The organism is Modestobacter sp. VKM Ac-2977 (assembly GCF_026968045.1).
Taxonomy (GTDB): domain Bacteria; phylum Actinomycetota; class Actinomycetes; order Mycobacteriales; family Geodermatophilaceae; genus Modestobacter.
This window is the reverse complement of sequence record NZ_JAPVBQ010000004.1, coordinates 410,079-427,586: the sequence shown is the minus strand read 5'-3', so window position 1 is coordinate 427,586 and position 17,508 is coordinate 410,079. Positions and strand designations below refer to the sequence as shown.

The window sequence follows — 17,508 nt, the reverse complement described above, 5'->3', positions numbered from 1 at the left end:
TGTCGATGGTGTGGGGGCGGTGGTGACCGCGGACGGGGACCGGCCTGATGTCGGGGGGGCGTTCCCGGGGGCCGGTGCGGCTCACGGGTTCTCGTTGCGGACCGGTCAGCTCGCTCCCGGGGTGCACACGGTGTGCGTGTACGCGATCGATCTGGAGATCCCGTCGCGCAACACCCCGCTGGGGTGCCGAACCGTGACCATGCCGCCCGCTGCGCCGACGCAGACGACCGACCAGGCGTAGGTCGCGTCCGCCGCCGAGGACGGAGCCGGTTGCTCGGCACCCACGACCCGATCAGCACCCGGCCACTGCTCAGCCGCCGAACGACGCGCGTGCGCACCACACCTGGGCGTCCTCGATGGTGACCTAGGCGTCCTCGATGGTGCAGAGGACGGCGCCGCTGGTGACGGCGGCGCCCACCTCGGCCGACAGTCCGGACACCGTGCCGGCCTTGTGCGCGACGATCGGCTGCTCCATCTTCATCGCCTCCAGCACGACCACCAGGTCACCGGCGGCGACGGTGGCGCCGTCGGCCACCGCGACCTTGACGATCGTGCCCTGCATCGGCGCGGTGAGGGAGTCACCCGAGGCGGCCGACCCGCCACTCCCGCTGCGCTTGCGCGGCTTGGCCGCACCGGCGGCCGGTGCCGGCCCACCTGCGGCCAGCCCGGCGGGCAGCGACACCTCCAGCCGGCGGCCGCCGACCTCCACCACGACCGTCTGCCGCGGCTCGGCCTCGTCGGTCTCCGCGGCCGGGCCGTACGGCTGCACCTGGTTGTCCCACTCGGTCTCGATCCAGCGGGTGTGCACCGTGAACGGCTCGCTGGTGAAGGCGGGGTCGGCGACCACCGCGCGGTGGAACGGGACGACGGTCGGCATGCCCTCGACGACCAGTTCGTCCAGCGCACGGCGGGCCCGCTGCAGGGCCTCGGTGCGGGTCGCGCCGGTGACGATGAGCTTGGCCAGCATCGAGTCGAACGCACCGGCCACCTCGCCGCCGGTCTCGACCCCGGAGTCCCAGCGCACACCCGGGCCGTGCGGGATCTCCAGCCGGGTCACCGGGCCGGGGGCGGGCATGAAGTTCCGGCCGGCGTCCTCGGCGTTGATCCGGAACTCGATGCTGTGCCCGCGCGGGGTCGGGTCCTCGGTGATCTCCAGCGGCAGGCCCTCGGCGATCCGGAACTGCTGGCGGACCAGGTCGATCCCGGAGGTCTCCTCGCTGACCGGGTGCTCGACCTGCAGCCGGGTGTTGACCTCCAGGAAGGAGATCGAGCCGTCGGTGCCGACCAGGTACTCGACGGTGCCCGCACCGACGTAGCCGGCCTCGGCGCAGATGGCCTTGGCCGAGGAGTGGATGCGCTCGCGCTGCTCGTCGCTGAGGAACGGCGCGGGCGCCTCCTCGACCAGCTTCTGGTTGCGCCGCTGCAGCGAGCAGTCCCGGGTGCCGACGACGACGACCGTGCCGTGGGTGTCGGCGAGCACCTGCGCCTCCACGTGCCGTGGCTTGTCCAGGAACCGCTCGACGAAGCACTCGCCGCGGCCGAACGCGGAGACGGCCTCGCGCACCGCGGAGTCGAACAGCTCGGGGATCTCCTCGAGGGTGCGGGCGACCTTCAGGCCGCGACCGCCGCCACCGAAGGCGGCCTTGATGGCCACCGGCAGGCCGTGCTCCTGCGCGAAGGCGACCACCTCGTCGGCGTCGGCCACCGGGTCCTTGGTGCCGGGCACCAGCGGGGCGCCCGCGCGGGTGGCGATGTGCCGGGCGGCGACCTTGTCGCCGAGGTCGATGATCGCCTGCGGGGACGGGCCGATCCAGGTGAGCCCTGCGTCGATGACGGCCTGCGCGAAGTCGGCGTTCTCGGAGAGGAAGCCGTAGCCGGGGTGCACGGCGTCGGCGCCGGACCGGCGGGCGGCATCGAGGATCTTGTCGATCACCAGGTAGGACTCGCCCGGGGTGTTCCCACCGAGAGCGAAGGCCTCGTCCGCGGTGCGCACGTGCAGGGCGTCCCGGTCGGGCTCGGCGTACACCGCGACGCTGGCCAGCCCGGCGTCCCGGCAGGCGCGCGCCACCCGCACCGCGATCTCACCGCGGTTGGCGATCAGGACCTTCTGCACGTTGGTTCTCCTTGAGAGGCGGGGCGGGCTGAGGGGCGCCGGGTGGTCAGCGTCGCCAGAGGTCGGTGATCGCCAGGCCGAGCGTGGCGAGCTGGGTGCGCAGCAGCGGCAGCGAGAGGCCGAGCACCGCGGAGGGATCGCCCTCGATCCGGCGGACGAACGGTGCGCCCAACCCGTCGAGGGTGAACGCGCCGGCCACGCCCAGCGGTTCACCGGTGGCGAGGTAGGCCTCCAGCTCCGCCGGTGACGGCGTGGCGAAGTGGACCACGGTGGAGGAGACACCGACGTCGCGCTGGGCCACGCCGCCGTCCCGGACGTCGAAGACCGCCTGGCCGGTGTGCAGGACGCCGCTGCGTCCCCCCATCCGCTGCCAGCGGGTCCGCGCCTCGGCGGTGTCGGCCGGCTTGCCGAGCGCCTGGCCGCGGAACTCGAGCACCGAGTCGGCGCCGATCACCACCGCGTCGGTCTGGTCCTTGGCGACGACTGCGGCCTTGGCCGCGGCCAGCAGGGCGACCAGTTCGCCGACTCGCGGTGCGGTCACCGCCGTCTCGTCGACGCCGCTGACCACCACCTCGGGGTTCAGCCCCGCCTGGCGCATCAGCTGCAGGCGGGCCGGAGACTGGGAGGCGAGCACGAGGCGGCGGCTCATGACGCCTGCCCCGAGGCGCGCCAGCCGCCGGGGCCGGCCAGCAGCGGCCGGCGCAGCACGTCGGCCCGCTCGGCCCACGCGCCGACCGGGGAGGGACGACGACGGGGACGCCGGTGGGACAGGGCCGCGACGACGACGGTCAGCGCGGCGAGTTCCTCGGCGGTCGGCTCGCCGCGGACCACCTGCAGCAGTGGAGGCTGGGTCGGTTCGGTCATCACAGGGGGATGTTCCCGTGCTTCTTGGCGGGCAGGGTCTGGCGCTTGTTGGCCAGCAGCCGCAGCGCCCGGACGACGTGGACGCGGGTGTGCGAAGGCGGGATCACCGCGTCGACGTACCCGCGGTCGGCCGCGATGTAGGGGTTGGCCAGCGTGTCCTCGTAGTCGGTGACCAGCTCGGCGCGCAGCGACTCCGGGTCCTCCGCCGCGGCCAGCTCCTTGCGGTAGAGGATGCCGACGGCCCCCTGCGCACCGATCACCGCGATCTGCGCGGTCGGCCAGGCCAGGTTGACGTCGGCCCCCAGGTGCTTGGAGCCCATCACGTCGTACGCGCCGCCGTAGGCCTTGCGGGTGATCACGGTGATCTTCGGGACCGTCGCCTCCGCGTAGGCGTAGATCAGCTTGGCGCCGCGGCGGATGATCCCGTCCCACTCCTGCGAGGTGCCCGGCAGGAACCCGGGGACGTCGACGAAGGTGAGCACCGGGATGTTGAAGGCGTCGCAGGTGCGCACGAAGCGCGCGGCCTTCTCGCTGGCGTCGATGTCCAGCGTGCCGGCGAGCTGGGTGGGCTGGTTGGCCACGACGCCGACCGGGCGGCCCTCGACCCGGCCGAAGCCGGTGAGGATGTTGGGGCCCCACAGCGCCTGGACCTCGAGGAACTCCCCGTCGTCGAGCACGTGCTCGATGACGGTGTGCATGTCGTAGGGCGTGTTCGGCGAGTCCGGGATGAAGGTGTCCAGCTCGCGGTCGTCGTCGGTGAGCGCCTCGGGGAGGGCGATGTCGACCGGGGCGACCTCGATCGCCGGCAGGGGGTCGAGGTTGTTGCTGGGCAGGTGCGACAGCAGGGCCTTCACGTAGTCCAGCGCGTCGGCCTCGTCCTCGGCCAGGTAGTGCGCGACGCCGGACTTGGTGTTGTGGGTGCGGGCGCCGCCCAGCTCCTCGAGGGTGACGTCCTCCCCGGTCACGGTCTTCACCACGTCGGGGCCGGTGATGAACATCTGGCTGGTCTTGTCGACCATGACGATGAAGTCGGTCAGCGCGGGGGAGTAGACGTGACCGCCGGCGGCAGCCCCCATCACCAGGGAGATCTGCGGGATGACGCCCGAGGCGTGCACGTTGCGCCGGAAGATCTCGGCGTAGAGGCCGAGGGAGACCACGCCCTCCTGGATCCGGGCGCCACCGCCCTCGTTGATCCCGATGACCGGGCAGCCGTTGCGCATGGCCAGGTCCAGCACCTTGACGATCTTCTCGCCGTAGACCTCGCCGAGGCTGCCGCCGAACACGGTGACGTCCTGGGAGAAGACGCAGACCGGCCGGCCGTCGACCGTGCCGTACCCGGTGACGACGCCGTCCCCGAACGGCCGCTTGGCGTCCATGCCGAAGTTGCTGGAGCGGTGCCGGGCGAACTCGTCGAGCTCGGTGAACGAGCCCGGGTCCAGCAGCGCCTCGATCCGCTCCCGGGCGGTCATCTTCCCGGCGTCGTGCTGCTTGTCCACCGCGCGCTGCGACCCGGCGTGTGTGGCTTCCTCCACCCGCCGCTCGAAGTCGGCCAGCTTGCCGGCGGTGGTGTGCAGGTCGAGGTCGGCGGGGACGGGTTCTCCCGCGCTCTCCAGTTCGGCGGCACTCACAGCGCCGTAGCGTAGGTGACGTGCCCGACAGCCCTCGCACCGCAGCTCCTCCCGCCGACCGGCCGGGCCTCGACGCCGCCGCGCTGACCGCCGCCCTCACCCCCGGCAGCGGCCTGTGGCGGGCGGTCGAGGTGGTCGAGGCGATCGGGTCGACGAACGCCGAGCTGGTCGCCCGTGCGGTCGACGGCGCCACCGAGGGGCTGGTGCTGGTGGCCGAGCACCAGGCGGCCGGGCGCGGACGGCTGGACCGCACCTGGGTCTCCCCGCCGCGGGCAGGGCTGACGGTCTCGGTGCTGCTGCGGCCCGACGTCCCCGCGGCCCGGCGGGCCTGGCTCTCGCTGCTGACCGGGGTCGCGCTGGCCGAGGCGGTCGGGGAGGTGGCCGGCGTCCGCACCTCGCTGAAGTGGCCCAACGACCTGCTCGCCGCCGACGGCCGGAAGCTGGCCGGCATCCTGGCCGAGAGCTCGGGCACCGCCGTGGTGGTCGGCGTCGGGCTCAACGTCTCGACCCGCACCGACGAGCTGCCCGACACCGGTACCTCCCTGGAGCTGGTGCGTCAGGAGCCGGTCGACCGGGCCGCCGTGCTGCTGGCCTTCCTGCGGACCCTGGAGCAGCGCTACGCCCGCTGGGTGCAGGTGCTCGGTGACCCCGTCTCCTCCGGCCTCGCGCAGGACTACCTCGCCTGGTGCAGCACCGTGGGGGCCGCCGTCACCGTGACGATGCCCGACGGCTCGACCCTCGACGGGGTCGCCGAGGCGGTGGACTGGGACGGCCGGCTCGTCGTCCGCACCGACGCCGGGGTGCTGGAGCTCGCCTCCGGCGACGTGCGACACGTGCGGCCGGGCCGGTGACGCGCCCAGCCGGGTAGGTCATCCTGGCGGGGTGGCCTACCCCGACAAGGTGCTCGGCGAGGACGAGGAGGTCGTCGCCCACCTGCACCCGCACTGGCTGACCGTCTTCTGGCCGATCGTGGCGTTCCTGGCGCTGGTCGGCCTGGCGTCCTTCGGCACGGCGATCGTGCCGGCAGGGGACCAGCAGGGGCTGTGGCGGCTGGTCGTCGTCGGGGTCGCCGTCGTCCTCACGCTGTTCCTGGTCGCCGCCCCGCTGCTGCGCTGGCGCACCACGCACTACGTGGTCACCACCCACCGGCTGCTGTACCGATTCGGCATCCTGTCCCGGCACGGCCGGGACATCGGGCTGTCCCGGATCACCGACGTCTCCTACCGGCAGACGCTGTGGGAGCGGGTGATCAGATCCGGCACGGTGTCGATCGAGACCGCCGGGGAGGGCGGCCCGACGGTGTTCCGGGCCATCCCGGACAGCGAGGGGGTGCAGCAGCTGCTCAACCAGCTCGTCGAGGAGGACGCCGACCGGCGGGCGCGGGAGAGCGCCGCCCACCTGGGCGAGTACCACCGGGGGGACACGCACCCGACCCAGCAGTTCTGAGCCGTACGAGCCCCTGCGCCTGTCGGACCGGTCCGTCACGGCGTGCCTGGACGGTTCTGTCGGAGGGGCCACCTAACGTCCCGGGCATGCGGCTGCTGCACACCTCGGACTGGCACATCGGCCGCTCTCTGCACGGCACCGACCTGCTCGCAGAGCAGGAGCAGGTGCTGGGCGGGCTGGCCGACGTCGTCCGCGCGGAGTCCGTCGACGTGGTCCTGGTCGCCGGTGACGTCTACGACCGCGCCGTCCCCTCGGCCGACGCCACGGGTGTGCTCGACCGGGTGCTGATGCGGCTGCGCGGCGCCGGCGCCCAGATCGTCCTCACGCCCGGCAATCACGACTCGGCCCGGCGGCTCGGGTTCGGCGCCGGGCTGCTGGCCCGGTCCGGGGTGCACGTCCGGGCACTGACCCCGGCGCTCGACGAGCCGGTGATGCTGACCGACGAGCACGGGGACGTCGCGGTGTACGGCCTGCCCTACCTCGAGCCGGAGGTGGCCCGGCACGAGCTGGGGCTGCCCGACGCCCGTGGCCACGAGGCGGTGGTGGGCGCGGCGATGGACCGGGTCCGGGCCGACCTGTTCCTCCGCCCGCGCACCCGGTCGGTCGTGCTGGCGCACGCCTTCGTCGGCGGCGGGCTCCCCAGCGAGAGCGAGCGGGACATCTGCGTGGGCGGGGTCGACCTGGTCTCCGCCGCGGTCTTCGACGGTGTCGACTACGTCGCCCTGGGGCACCTGCACCGGCCGCAGTCGCTCAGCGACCGCATCCGCTACAGCGGCTCGCCGCTCGCCTACTCCTTCGGCGAAGCCGGTCAGCAGAAGCAGGCCTGGCTCGTCGACCTCGACGCCTCCGGGCTGGCCGAGGTGCGGCCGGTCCCGCTCCCGGCGCCCCGGCAGCTGACGGTGCTGCGCGGCGAGCTCGCCGAGCTGCTCGCCGATCCGGCGCTGGAAGGGGTGACCGAGCACTTCGTCTCCGCCCAGCTCACCGACGCGATCCGGCCGGCCGACCCGATGCGCCAGCTGCAGGGCCGCTTCCCGCACGCCGTGCACCTGGAGTGGGCCGGCACGGGCCCGGCCGGCGACCAGCGCAGCTACACCGAGCGGCTGGCCGGCCGCAGTGACCTCGAGGTCGCCGGGGAGTTCGTCGCCCACGTCCGCACGGTGGGCGCCACCCCGGCCGAGCTCGAGCTGCTGGGGCGCGCGCTGGCTGCGGCTGCGCACGAGGACGCACTGGCATGAGGGTCCACTCGCTCTCGCTGACCGCCTTCGGGCCGTTCGCCGACCGGGTCGAGGTCGATCTTGACGACGTGGGCCGGGACGGGCTGTTCCTGCTCTGGGGCCCGACCGGCGCCGGGAAGACGACGCTGCTCGACGCGGTCGTGTACGCCCTCTACGGCACCGTGCCCGGAGCCCGGGGCGAGGAGAAGCGGCTGCGCAGTGACCACGCCGCTGAGCAGGTCCGCACCGAGGTGGAGTGCGAGGTCACCCTCGGCGGGGAGCGGTTGCTGGTCACCCGCCGGCCCGAGCAGCAGCGGCCCAAGCGGCGCGGCACCGGCTGGACGACCGAGCAGGCCAAGCTCACCGTGCAGCGCTGGACGGCGGCGGGCTGGGAGCCGGTCAGCACCCGGATCGACGAGGGCTCCGCGCACCTGCGCAGTCGGCTGGGTCTCTCGGCCGAGCAGTTCTGCCAGGTGGTGCTGCTCCCGCAGGGGGACTTCGCGCGGTTCCTGCGGGCGGAGCCGGAGGACCGCGGCCGGCTTCTCCGCACCCTCTTCGACGTCGGGCGATTCGCCCAGGTCGAGGAGTGGCTCGCCGATCAGCGCACCGTCGCCCGTGGGCAGTGGGACGACGTGCGGCTGCGGGCGAGCACGCTGCTCGCCCGGGTGGCGCAGGTGGCCGACGTCGACGTGCCCGAGGAGCTGGCGCCGGAGCTGGTCGGTGCCACGCCACACGCCTCGGCCGGCGCCTGGGTGCAGCGCGTCCGGGCGGAGGTCGCCACCCGGCTGGCCGACCAGGAGATCGAGGCCGCGCGGGCGGCCGCCGAGGTCGAGCGGGTCGACGCCAGGCTGGCCGACGCCCGGGCCGAGGTCGACCGGCACACCCGGCGCGACCGGGCCCGTGCCGAGCTCGGCCGGCTGCAGGCGGAAGAGGCCGAGCTGCTGCCAGTGCGTGCGTCGCTGGACGCCGCTGGCCGGGCGGAGCCGGTGCGGGACGTGCTGGAGGCGGCCGGTCGGGCGTCGCTGGACGCCGAGGGCGCCGCAGCGCACCTGGAGTCGGTCCGCCGCCGCTGGACGGAGGTGGCCGCCGGCCGCCCGGCCGACACCGTGCTGGCGCGGGCGCTGCGCGACGAGGTGGCTGCGCTGCGAGCCCTGCTGCCCGACGTCGAGCGCGCCGCCGAGCTGGCCCGCGAGGTCGACCAGGCCACTCGCCGGGTCGAGGCCCTGCAGACGCGCTGCGCGCAGGACGAGGCCGCTGCGCAGGAGTGGCCGGCGCGGTTGACCGAGCAGGAGACCCGGGTCAGCGAGGCCGCAGGGGCGGCGTCCCGCCTGCCCGGTCTGACCGCCGTGCTCGAGAGCCGGCGCGCCGCCCTCGCCGCGGCCCGGGCCGCCGGCTCGCTGGCCGACCGGCGGGATCAGCAGCGCGGCGACGCCGATGCCGCGCGGGAGGCCTGGCTGGACGCCCGGGAGAAGTGGGGCGACCTGCGCACCCGACGGCTGGACGGGATGGCCGCCGAGCTCGCCGCCGGCCTGTCCGACGGACAGGACTGCCCGGTGTGCGGCGCGCTGGAGCACCCTCGGCTGGCCCAGCACGACGGCCCCGTGGTCACCCAGGCCGACGAGGACGCCGCCCGCAGGGCAGCGGAGGAGGGGGAGGCCCGACTCGCTGTCCTGCGTACCGCCCTGGAGGAGACCGACCGGGAGCTGGCGGTGCTCCGGGCCCAGGCCGGACCGGAGCCGTTGGCCGACAAGGAGAGTGCGCTCGCCGAGGCGGCTGAGCAGGAGGCGCAGGCGCGCACCGCGGCCGGGGCCCTGGAAGGCGCACGCCAGGCGCTGACCGCGCTGGCGGCCCAGCGGGACGCCGCGCTGGCGGCCGCCGCCGCAGCCCGGGAGGAGCTGGCGCGGCTGACCGCCGAGCGCGCCGGGGCGCAGGAGACGCTCGCCGCAGTGCAGCAGCGGCTCCGGGCTGCACAGGGCGAGGACCCCGGCATCGCCCCCCGCATCACCCGCCTCACCACCGAGGCCGAACGGTGTGAGGCGCTCGTGGAGGCCGAGGGCGCCGAACTGCGCGCCCGCGCGGCGGCCGACGCAGCTCGCCGGCTCGCCGAGGAACGCGTCGCCGACGCCGGGTTCCCCGACCTGCTGGCCGCCGCAGATGCGCTGCTGGACCGGGCAACCGCAGCGTCGGCCGGGCGGCGGGTGGCCGAGCACGACCAGCGGTGGTCGGTGGTGTCCGCGACGCTCGCCGAGCCCGAGCTGGCTGACCTCGCGCCCCGGCCGGACCTGGACGCGCTGACCGACACCTGCCGCGGTGCGACGCGTGCCCGGGAGGCCGCCGTGGGCGCGTTGGCCGAGGCCCAGCGCTGCGCCGACGCCCTGGACTCACTGACCTCCGACCTCACCGGGATCGAGGTTGAGCTGGACGAGCGCCGGGCCCACGCCGAACAGGTCACCGCGCTCGCCGACCTGGTCAACGGCCGCGGGGCCAACACCCTGCGGATGCGGCTCCAGTCCTTCGTGCTCGCCGCGCGGCTGGAGCAGGTCGCGGCCGTGGCCAGCCGGCGTCTGCGAGACATGTCCGGCGGCCGGTACACGTTCCTGCACAGCGACGCCCAGGGCCGGCACGGGGCCCGCGGCGGGCTGGGCCTGGACGTGCTCGACGAGTACACCGGCGCCCGGCGGCCCACGAAGACGCTCTCCGGCGGGGAGAGCTTCATGGCCTCTCTGGCCCTGGCCCTGGGCTTGGCCGACGTCGTCACGGCCGAGAGCGGCGGCGTCCGGATCGACACGCTCTTCGTCGACGAGGGGTTCGGCACCCTCGATCCACAGGCCCTGGACGCCGTCATGACCGTCCTGGACGAGCTGCGCCGTGGCGGCCGGATGGTGGGGGTCATCAGCCACGTCGAGGAGCTGCGGACCAGGATCAGCAGCCGCCTGGAGGTCGTCTCCGGCCGCGAGGGTTCACGGCTGGCGGGCTGACCTCACCCGGCGGTCGTCGGCGGGCAGGCCTCGAGACCTCCTCCGAGCGGCGCAGCCTCAGCAGGCCATCAGTGACCGCAGGTCGAGGCCCGAGCCGCGGCCTCGAGGGGCACTCACTCCTCAGGTTCCTGACCTGGTTCTCCGGTCAGTGCAGCGGATCGGATCGATGAACGGACCTCCTCGAGCACACGGCGCCGGGTCCACAGCTGCGCATTGACGCCATAGGCGCGACGGGCCGTCTTGAGTCCGCCTTGGGCGACACGCCGCAGCCCATCGGGCTCGGCCAGCATCTCGCTGATCCGCTCCACGATGTCGTGCGCGTCCGCAGCCGGCGTGTGGATGTCCCGGCGGTCTGTGAAGACGCGGTTCTGCGCCAACGGGTCGCTGGCCACGACCGCGACACCGCAGAGCGCGGCCTCGACACAGGCTCCGGTGGGGAACCCGTCGAAACTGCCGGGAGCGAGACGATTGGGTGCGGTCGGGGAGACGATGACGTCCATGCCGAGGAAGAACTGACGCAGCTCCGGCGTGCTGATGACGCCGGTGAAGGTCAGGTCGACGGCTGCGTACTCCGGACCGACGTCAGCGGAGCTGTAGCCACCGACGACGTGACCACGCACGGGCTGCCCACCCTCACGGAGCAGCCGTACCGTCTCCAGGAACACGGGAAAGCCCTTGTCCGCGCCATCCGACGTGTACCGGTGCGCCACGAAGCAGACGTCCAGGCGCTCGCCGTGACCCCGGAAGTAGTTCTTGCGGAAGCCCGGCCCCGGAGTCAGATAGAGCGGGTCGACGGTGAGTCCCAGCACCTCGGTGACCGGGACCGAGTCGCGCACCATCGCAGTGGCGCGTTCGGTGACCACGGGTTGAGTGGTGATCACGTGGCTGAGCAGGGGAGACGACAGCACCCTGCTCAGCTTCTCCTCCGCCGCACTGTCGCCGAAGTTGAGCCCACCGCCGGGGTACAGGGTCAGCACGAAGGGCAAGGAGTGCTTCTCGAGGTCCGGCAGGAAGTACGCCGCGTTGTTGAGGAACAACAGGGACGCACATTCGAAGGAGCTGAGCCGCTCAGCGTCGTAGGCGCTGATCTGCTCGGCCGTGTTCGGGTGTGTGGCCGAGTACTCGGCTCGCAGATGGTCGAGCGGCGTCGCTGTCGTCATGACCTCCGAGACGATCCCGTGCCGCATCATCCAGTCGAACTCGGCGATGCGGAAACCGGTGCCCGTCGTCGGGAAGTAGTCGTCGAGCACGACGACCCCAGAACGCGCCGTCAACGCGAACTCAGCACGCGGCGCAGGTGGAAGAGGACGCGGTGGGGCAGCACGGACCGCTTCGCTCGGCGGGCACGCCCCAGTACGACTCGAACCAGTTGCCCGGCGGGGGCCTGCTCGACCACCATGCTCCCGGGCTCCGGTTCAGGGAGCATCCTCTTCGTGTCGAGCGACTGGAGCCACTCGAGCTGGGGTTCGGACATGGTGCGCTCGTGGGCCCCGGCGTACATGTGCAGCGTCAGGTCGGTGAAGCCATGGCGGGTGACCATCATGCGAGCGGTGTCCGGGTTCCCCATGAGCTCGCGCAGCAGCCGCAGCGCGTGGACCCTGTTGACCTCCTGCATGGGACACGGGGTGTCCCACCAGAGGAAGGCGAGCTCGCACGCCAGCTCGTCGGCCTCTGCGACGTGCTGATCGCGCAGGAGGTCGCCGAAGCCCTCGACTATCAGATCCGTCGAGACTCCCTCGAAGAAGTGCTCGTCGATGGCCAGGTGTTCGTGGAGTCCTCGGACCACGTTGGCCCGACTCGCACTGCTGGCGTTCTGCTCCGACGGCAGCAGTCGGAAGCGCACCAGGTCCTCGTCGCCGAGGACCGCGATGGGGTGGTGCTTGACCAGCGTGATCCAGCGCTCGAAGTCCGGCAGCTGACGCATCCGGTTGTCGTACAGACCGTGCTCGACGTAGAACGACCGCCGGATCAGCACACTGGGGTGACAGAGGGCGTTGCCGTTCTCGAAGAAGAAGCGGAGCCACTGTGCCTGCGTGCGGCTGGGCTGCCGGAACACGGTGTTCCAACGGGGCAGCCTGTGCGGCGGCAGCGGGTTGCCGGCCTCATCGACGAACCGGGCGCCCGTGAAGACGGCAGCGACCTCGGGGCGCCGCTCCAGCACCTCCAGTTGCCGCTCGAGCTTGTGCGGCTCCCACATGTCGTCGGAGTTGATCAGCGCGACGTGCTCGGCTCGCGTCTGCTGGATGGCGAAGTTCAGGGACGCCGCAGCGCCCTGGTTGTGGGCGAACCGGTAGACACGCAGACGCTCGTCGGACACGGACGCGACCGCCCTCATCGACGCGTCCGAGGACCCGTCGTCCACGACGATCAGTTCGAAGTCGGCCATCGTCTGGTCGAGGACGCTGTTGATCGCCGCAACGACGAACGGCTCGTGGTTGTAGCACGGCATCACGACGGACACCCGCGGACGGCGCGGGTTCGTGACCCGGGGGACGGGCAGGGCGACGCTGTGCTCGTCCGAGACGGCCGCGGTCGCCTCGGGGAGGTCCACGCTCTGCGCGACCCGCGCGTCCAGCCCGTGCATGTACCGGGTCAGCTCCCGCCCGACGTTCGACCCGATCAGCTCGATGTACCGGGGCAGGAGTGCGCGGATCTGCTCGTCCCGGTCGCGCTGCCGGGCCTGCGACCACTTGCCGTTCTGGTGGATGCGGTACAGCGTCGCGACCTCAGCGACGAGTCCGGCGTTCCCGAACTCGGTGACGGCCATGTTGATCAGCCAGTCATAGGCGGTGGTCTCGAAGATCTCGGGATTGAGTCGTTCCAGCGTCTCGGCCCGGTACATGCAGCAACTGAAGGTCGCGAACCAGTTGCTGTCGGCCAGCTGCCGGCTGGTCACCTCGATCTCCATCGAGTCGAGGCCGATGAGCGGCAACGCGCTCGACGAGCCGGTCAGTTCGTCGTACAGGAGGATGCGTGTCGCGGACATGGACAGGTCCGGTCGCTTCTCCAGGAGATCCGCCTGCAGCTGGAGCTTGTCGACGGAGATCCACTCGTCGTCGCCTTCGAGCACGGCGATGTAGCGACCTCGGCAGGCGGAGAAGCCGCGGTGGTAGTTCTGGGTGATCCCCAGGCGCGGCTGGCGGGGGAGCACACGGACGTCGAACGGAACCGTCCCTGCCCATTCCTGGACGATGGCGAGCGTCTGGTCCTCGGAGGAGTCGTCGGCGACCACCACCTCGATGTCGCCGTCCAGCGCCTGACTGGCGATGGACGCCAGAGCGCGCTCGATGAAGCGCTCGTGGTTGTAGGTGACCAGCAGGACGCTGACCATTGGTTCCGTCATGAGCGATGCCCATCCTCTGTGCTGCCGTGCCATTCGATGGCATCGCAGATGTTGTCGACGACGTCATGGTCCATGCCTCCGTGGAGGGGGGGGACCAGACACTCCGAGGCGGCACGACGTGCGCTCGGCAGATCTCCCGGGGACGGGCGCGCCGAGCACGGGGAGATGTCGCTGCCCAGTGGCTCGGACGTGTCCTGGTCCGCCCGCAGGACGGAGTGCTGCGCCGGCGGCCCCACGCCCGCGGCCACGGTGAGCCCGGCGACGCCCGCGAACCGCTCGTCGGCCGAACGTGGTGTTCTCGCGGCTGATGGAGCGGGCGAGAGGTGGATCGTCAGCAAGACCGGGCCCATCCAGCGTCGAGTCGGCGCGCAAGGCCCTCAGTCACAGGCACTCACAGCGGGTAGTGGTGGCAAAACGTACCGTACGAAACAGTGCGCGGCGCGCAACCGGCGCGTCGGCGTGCCGCGCTCCGTTGACCTGGCTGTGCCGAGCTGACGTGGCAGGTGGCCGGGCCGGGGGACACGTCCTCAGGGGGCGCACCCGCGGCGGCGGGGACCCGATCGGGTGGAGGTCGCAGGCGGCCCGTGGACCCCGTGCGCCTCAGACCCTGGAGAAGGACGTGTCCCCGGGCACCGAGGTCCCGTGCGGACCCCGGTGCTGCCAGGGCGCAGGGACCGACAAGTACGCGAGGCGGTTGCGCTCCAGCCTGTCTCGAGCCGCACGGTCCAGGATGGCGCCGACCAGGACGAGGAACAGCGCCGCGAGGAACAACCCGACCACCACGAAGAGGGTCGGGAAGCGCGGCACGGTCCCCGTCGACTCGTACGTCACGAGCAGCGGGACCAGGGTGGCGGCGCCGATCAGTCCGAGCAGCAGTCCCAGTCCACCGAAGCTCAGGGCCGGCCGGAAGTCACGGAAGAGCCGGAAGAGCCGGCGGAAGATCCGAAGCCCGTCACTGTAGGTGTTGAGCTTGCTCTCCGAGCCGCTGATGCGCTCCACGTAGGGCGTCCGGACCTCCGCCCACGGCATTCCCAGGGACGCACCGTGTGCGTTCAGCTCGATCTCGACGTCGAAGCCGCGGGCCAGCAGGGGGCAGGACTTGACGAAACGGCGGCTGAACCCGCGATAGCCCGTCAGCACGTCGGTGTACGCAGTGTCGAAGAGGAAGGAGAACGTGCGGCTGAACACCCGGTTGCCCAACTGGTGCCCGATGCGGTACTCGGCGGATCCACCTGAGGACTGGGCGTCCCGGACGGCGAGGACCGTGTCCACGCCGTCCTCGCGCATCAGCCGGATGATCTCCGGGCCCGCCTCGGGGGCGTAGGTGGCGTCGCCGTCGACCATGATGAAGAAGTCGGCGTCGACGTCGGAGAACAGGCGACGGACGGCGTACCCCTTGCCGCGGTGGTGTTCTGCCACGACCACCGCACCGGCGTTCCGGGCCAGATCGGCGGTGCCGTCGGTGGAGTTGTTGTCGCAGACCACGATCCTCGCCCCGGGCAGGTGCTCCCGGAAGCCCTCGACCACCTGGACGACGGTGCTGGCCTCGTTGTGGCAGGGGATCAGGACGGCCACGTCCGAGTAGGTCACAGGGCTCCTCACAGGTGGTACTCGCTCCGCTGAGGCGGCGAGGGGGCGGGCTGTGGCTCTGCGCCGACATCTAGCCTAGCCGCATGCGGACCGACGTCGGGCTCACCGGAGCAACTGTGTCGGGTCCGTCCAGGAGCCGGCGAGGCCTCGTACGGTTCTTCGTCGTCACGTGGCTGCTGCTGTCGGTGGCCATGGCCAGCTGGTCCCTCGCGACGCCGCTGTTCGCCAGCCCGGACGAGTCTGCGCAGGTCGTCAAGGCGGTTGCCGTGGCGCGTGGGGAACTCACCGGCCGCACGATCGAGACGCCGGGTGGGTACTTCCAGCTGATCACCGGCGTGGACGTCCCCGCCTACTACGGACAGGCTCAGCCGAACCCCGACTGCTTCATCTACGACCTCAACGAGCCGCCCGACTGCGCCCCTCCCTTCGTCGCCGACGGCGCGGGCGACGGCGAGGTGCGGACGTGGATCGGCCGCTACCCGCCCCTGTACTACGCAGTCGTGGGGCTGCCGAGTCTCCTGGCAGACGGGGAAGCCGCCGTCCTGTCGATGCGGGTGGCCAGCGCCGTCCTGTGCGCGGCGTTCTACGCCGTCGGACTGACGGCCCTGCGCGCCAGTCGTCACGCTCCGGCGATGGTCGCGGCCGGGTGGCTGGCCATCACGCCGACGGCCCTCTTCTTCGGCGGGATGGTCAACTCGTCAGCGCTCGAGATCGCCGCCGGGTTCGCGACCTGGTGCCTGCTGGTCCCCCTCGTCCGCGACCCCGGTGGCCACGACGTCCGCCGGCGCCTGGCTGCCGGGACCGTCACTGCAGTCGTCCTGCTCAACACCCGGCCGGGGTCTGGTCTGCTCGCTCTCCTGATCGCGCTCTGTCTGGTCCTGATCGCCACCCGGGAGTTCTGGCGGGTCGCGCTGTCGGACCGGCGTTGGCTCCCGGCGACCTGCATCGCGGCACTCGGCGCGGTCGTGGCGGGGACGTGGTTGCTGGTCGTCGAGCCGACCGAGAGCCTGGGCGGTGTCCCTGATCCGCGGCTGTCCTCCGCCCGGCTGGCCGTCGAGGGCGCGCTGGACATGACCGGTCGCTACGTCAGGGAGCAGCTGGCGGTGTTCGGCTGGCTGAACGTCATCCCGCCACCCGTCGTGCTCTGGTCGCTGGGGCTCACGGTCGCGGCCGTGGTCGTGGCCGGTCTCGCGTTCGGTCGCGGTCGCCTGCGGTGGGGGGTCGCCGCACTCCTGGTGCTCTCCTTCGCGCTGCCGATCGTGAGTCAGGTCCCCAGCGCTGCGGAGCTGGGACTGATCTGGCAGGGGCGCTACGGACTGCCGCTGTCGATCGGCCTCCCCGTCGTCGCCATGGCCGCGATCTGCTCCCGGGAGAGTGCTGCGCCAGCGGCCGGCCGGGCACGGTGGTTGCTGATCCCGTTCGTGGCCGCCGTCCACGTGGCCTCGTTCGGCTGGTCGTTGTGGCGCTACACCTACGGACTGGACATCCGGCCCTTCGACGCCTCGGCCGAGTGGGCTCCTCCAGGGGGCTGGCTGAGCCCGCTCGCGTTCGTCGCAGCCAGCGGCTGCCTGACGGTCTTCCTGCTGGCGCAGCTGCACGGCGTGGCGCGCGCGCAGCACCGTGACGACGGGGTGCGCTCGGGGGAGCCCGCGGACCCGTTGCCGGGCGAGCCGGTGGGCGAGGTCCGCTGACCGCGGGTGTCATTCGCCGGGCAGGCCGCCGGATGAGCGGCGCGACCGGGGCCGCAGCCCCGGCGGGGGTGCTCAGCGCGTTCCGGTCGCCGCCGTGTCGGTCGGCTCGAGTCCGGCGGTCTGCGGGCTCGCCGGGGGGAAGACCCAGCGGCGGTAGCTGAGGTAGCGGATGACCGTGCCCAGCGCGGTGGAGGCGACGTTGGCCGCCTGCAACACCAGGGCGCTCTCCTGACCGAGGGGATAGCGCACGAGGGCCACGATCGCCAGACCGAGGAGCAGGGTCAGGCCGTTGATGGCCGCGAACAGCACGTACTCGCGCCGGAGGCCGGTGCGGGCCCGATGCGAGAAGGACCAGTGTCGGTGGCCGAGATAGGCCGCCGTCATGGACACGAGCGTCGAGATGAGCTTGGCCGTCACCGCGCCCGTGCCCAGGTTGCCGTACAGCACCTGGAAGACGAGGAGGTCGAGGGCGAAGCTCGCTGCGCCCACGACGCCGAAGGCGCTGAGCTCCTTCAGGAGCGTGCGCCAGGTTCCACTGAGCCGTTGCTGGAGGAGTCGGACTGACGGCACCCGCACGACTGTACGAGGTGCGTCTGGTACCCGCGAGGAGCTCCTCGATCCTGGGGTGTCGCGGGACTGCC

The 17,508-nt window shown here is 72.4% G+C and carries 13 protein-coding genes; 5 read left to right on the top strand and 8 right to left on the bottom strand.

What is annotated here, in order from left to right; all coding sequences use genetic code 11:
- Positions 1-364 precede the first annotated feature (364 nt).
- Genes O2V63_RS18600 through O2V63_RS18585 form a run of 4 tightly spaced genes read right to left on the bottom strand, consistent with a single transcriptional unit; the run spans position 365 to position 4,605 of the window.
- A complete protein-coding gene (locus O2V63_RS18600) occupies positions 365-2,113 on the bottom strand; it encodes an acetyl/propionyl/methylcrotonyl-CoA carboxylase subunit alpha (protein ID WP_269169006.1) in 1,749 nt (582 codons plus the stop codon).
- Positions 2,114-2,159: 46 nt separating this feature from the next.
- Positions 2,160-2,762, bottom strand: coding sequence for a Maf family protein (locus O2V63_RS18595; protein WP_269169005.1), 603 nt, complete (start codon positions 2,760-2,762; stop codon positions 2,160-2,162).
- Positions 2,759-2,977, bottom strand: a complete 219-nt coding sequence (locus O2V63_RS18590; protein WP_269169004.1) for an acyl-CoA carboxylase subunit epsilon — start codon at positions 2,975-2,977, stop codon at positions 2,759-2,761. The genes O2V63_RS18595 and O2V63_RS18590 overlap by 4 nt, the downstream gene beginning before the upstream one ends.
- A complete protein-coding gene (locus O2V63_RS18585) occupies positions 2,977-4,605 on the bottom strand; it encodes an acyl-CoA carboxylase subunit beta (protein WP_269169003.1) in 1,629 nt (542 codons plus the stop codon). Before O2V63_RS18585 ends, O2V63_RS18590 begins: the two co-directional genes overlap by 1 nt.
- A 20-nt stretch (positions 4,606-4,625) precedes the next feature.
- Here O2V63_RS18585 and O2V63_RS18580 point away from each other — a divergent pair, with 20 nt between their 5' ends.
- The 4 genes from O2V63_RS18580 (at position 4,626) to O2V63_RS18565 (ending at position 10,243) form a co-directional block, all read left to right on the top strand.
- Positions 4,626-5,456 (top strand): biotin--[acetyl-CoA-carboxylase] ligase, encoded by an 831-nt coding sequence (locus O2V63_RS18580; protein ID WP_269169002.1) that lies wholly within the window; start codon positions 4,626-4,628, stop codon positions 5,454-5,456.
- 31 nt (positions 5,457-5,487) lie between these two features.
- On the top strand, positions 5,488-6,051 hold the full coding sequence (locus tag O2V63_RS18575) for a PH domain-containing protein (protein ID WP_269169001.1): 564 nt from the start codon (positions 5,488-5,490) through the stop codon (positions 6,049-6,051).
- An 86-nt stretch (positions 6,052-6,137) separates the two neighbouring features.
- A complete protein-coding gene (locus O2V63_RS18570; RefSeq protein ID WP_269169000.1) occupies positions 6,138-7,286 on the top strand; it encodes an exonuclease SbcCD subunit D in 1,149 nt (382 codons plus the stop codon).
- Complete coding sequence (locus O2V63_RS18565) at positions 7,283-10,243, top strand: AAA family ATPase (RefSeq protein ID WP_269168999.1); 2,961 nt, start codon at positions 7,283-7,285, stop codon at positions 10,241-10,243. The genes O2V63_RS18570 and O2V63_RS18565 overlap by 4 nt, the downstream gene beginning before the upstream one ends.
- 113 nt (positions 10,244-10,356) lie before the next feature.
- Here the strand turns inward: O2V63_RS18565 and O2V63_RS18560 are convergent, their stop codons facing one another.
- The 3 genes from O2V63_RS18560 to O2V63_RS18550 all read right to left on the bottom strand — a co-directional run bounded on the left by O2V63_RS18560 (position 10,357) and on the right by O2V63_RS18550 (position 15,176).
- The gene (locus O2V63_RS18560) at positions 10,357-11,493 is read right to left on the bottom strand and encodes a glycosyltransferase (protein ID WP_269168998.1); all 1,137 of its coding nucleotides are present in this window, start codon (positions 11,491-11,493) and stop codon (positions 10,357-10,359) included.
- Positions 11,494-11,513: 20 nt separating this feature from the next.
- Positions 11,514-13,586: a glycosyltransferase family 2 protein gene (locus O2V63_RS18555; RefSeq protein ID WP_269168997.1), complete on the bottom strand. Its 2,073-nt coding sequence runs from the start codon at positions 13,584-13,586 to the stop codon at positions 11,514-11,516.
- Positions 13,587-14,186: 600 nt separating this feature from the next.
- Positions 14,187-15,176 carry a glycosyltransferase family 2 protein gene (locus O2V63_RS18550; RefSeq protein ID WP_269168996.1) on the bottom strand — a complete coding sequence of 330 codons (990 nt, stop codon included), beginning with the start codon at positions 15,174-15,176 and terminating at the stop codon, positions 14,187-14,189.
- Between the two features lie 83 nt (positions 15,177-15,259).
- Here O2V63_RS18550 and O2V63_RS18545 point away from each other — a divergent pair, with 83 nt between their 5' ends.
- Entirely contained in the window at positions 15,260-16,867 is a 1,608-nt protein-coding gene (locus O2V63_RS18545; RefSeq protein ID WP_269168995.1) for a DUF2142 domain-containing protein, read from the top strand.
- Between the two features lie 72 nt (positions 16,868-16,939).
- Here the strand turns inward: O2V63_RS18545 and O2V63_RS18540 are convergent, their stop codons facing one another.
- Positions 16,940-17,437, bottom strand: coding sequence for a GtrA family protein (locus O2V63_RS18540; protein ID WP_269168994.1), 498 nt, complete (start codon positions 17,435-17,437; stop codon positions 16,940-16,942).
- Between the last annotated feature and the right edge of the window lie 71 nt (positions 17,438-17,508).

Bases quoted from the DNA above. Each gene is read 5' to 3' on its own strand.
- O2V63_RS18555 (WP_269168997.1), bottom strand. From the start codon at position 13,586: ATGACGGAACCAATGGTCAGCGTCCTGCTGGTCACCTACAACCACGAG.
- O2V63_RS18590 (WP_269169004.1), bottom strand. From the start codon at position 2,977: ATGACCGAACCGACCCAGCCTCCACTGCTGCAGGTGGTCCGCGGCGAG.
- O2V63_RS18595 (WP_269169005.1), bottom strand. From the start codon at position 2,762: ATGAGCCGCCGCCTCGTGCTCGCCTCCCAGTCTCCGGCCCGCCTGCAG.
- O2V63_RS18565 (WP_269168999.1), top strand. From the start codon at position 7,283: ATGAGGGTCCACTCGCTCTCGCTGACCGCCTTCGGGCCGTTCGCCGAC.
- O2V63_RS18570 (WP_269169000.1), top strand. From the start codon at position 6,138: ATGCGGCTGCTGCACACCTCGGACTGGCACATCGGCCGCTCTCTGCAC.
- O2V63_RS18545 (WP_269168995.1), top strand. From the start codon at position 15,260: ATGCGGACCGACGTCGGGCTCACCGGAGCAACTGTGTCGGGTCCGTCC.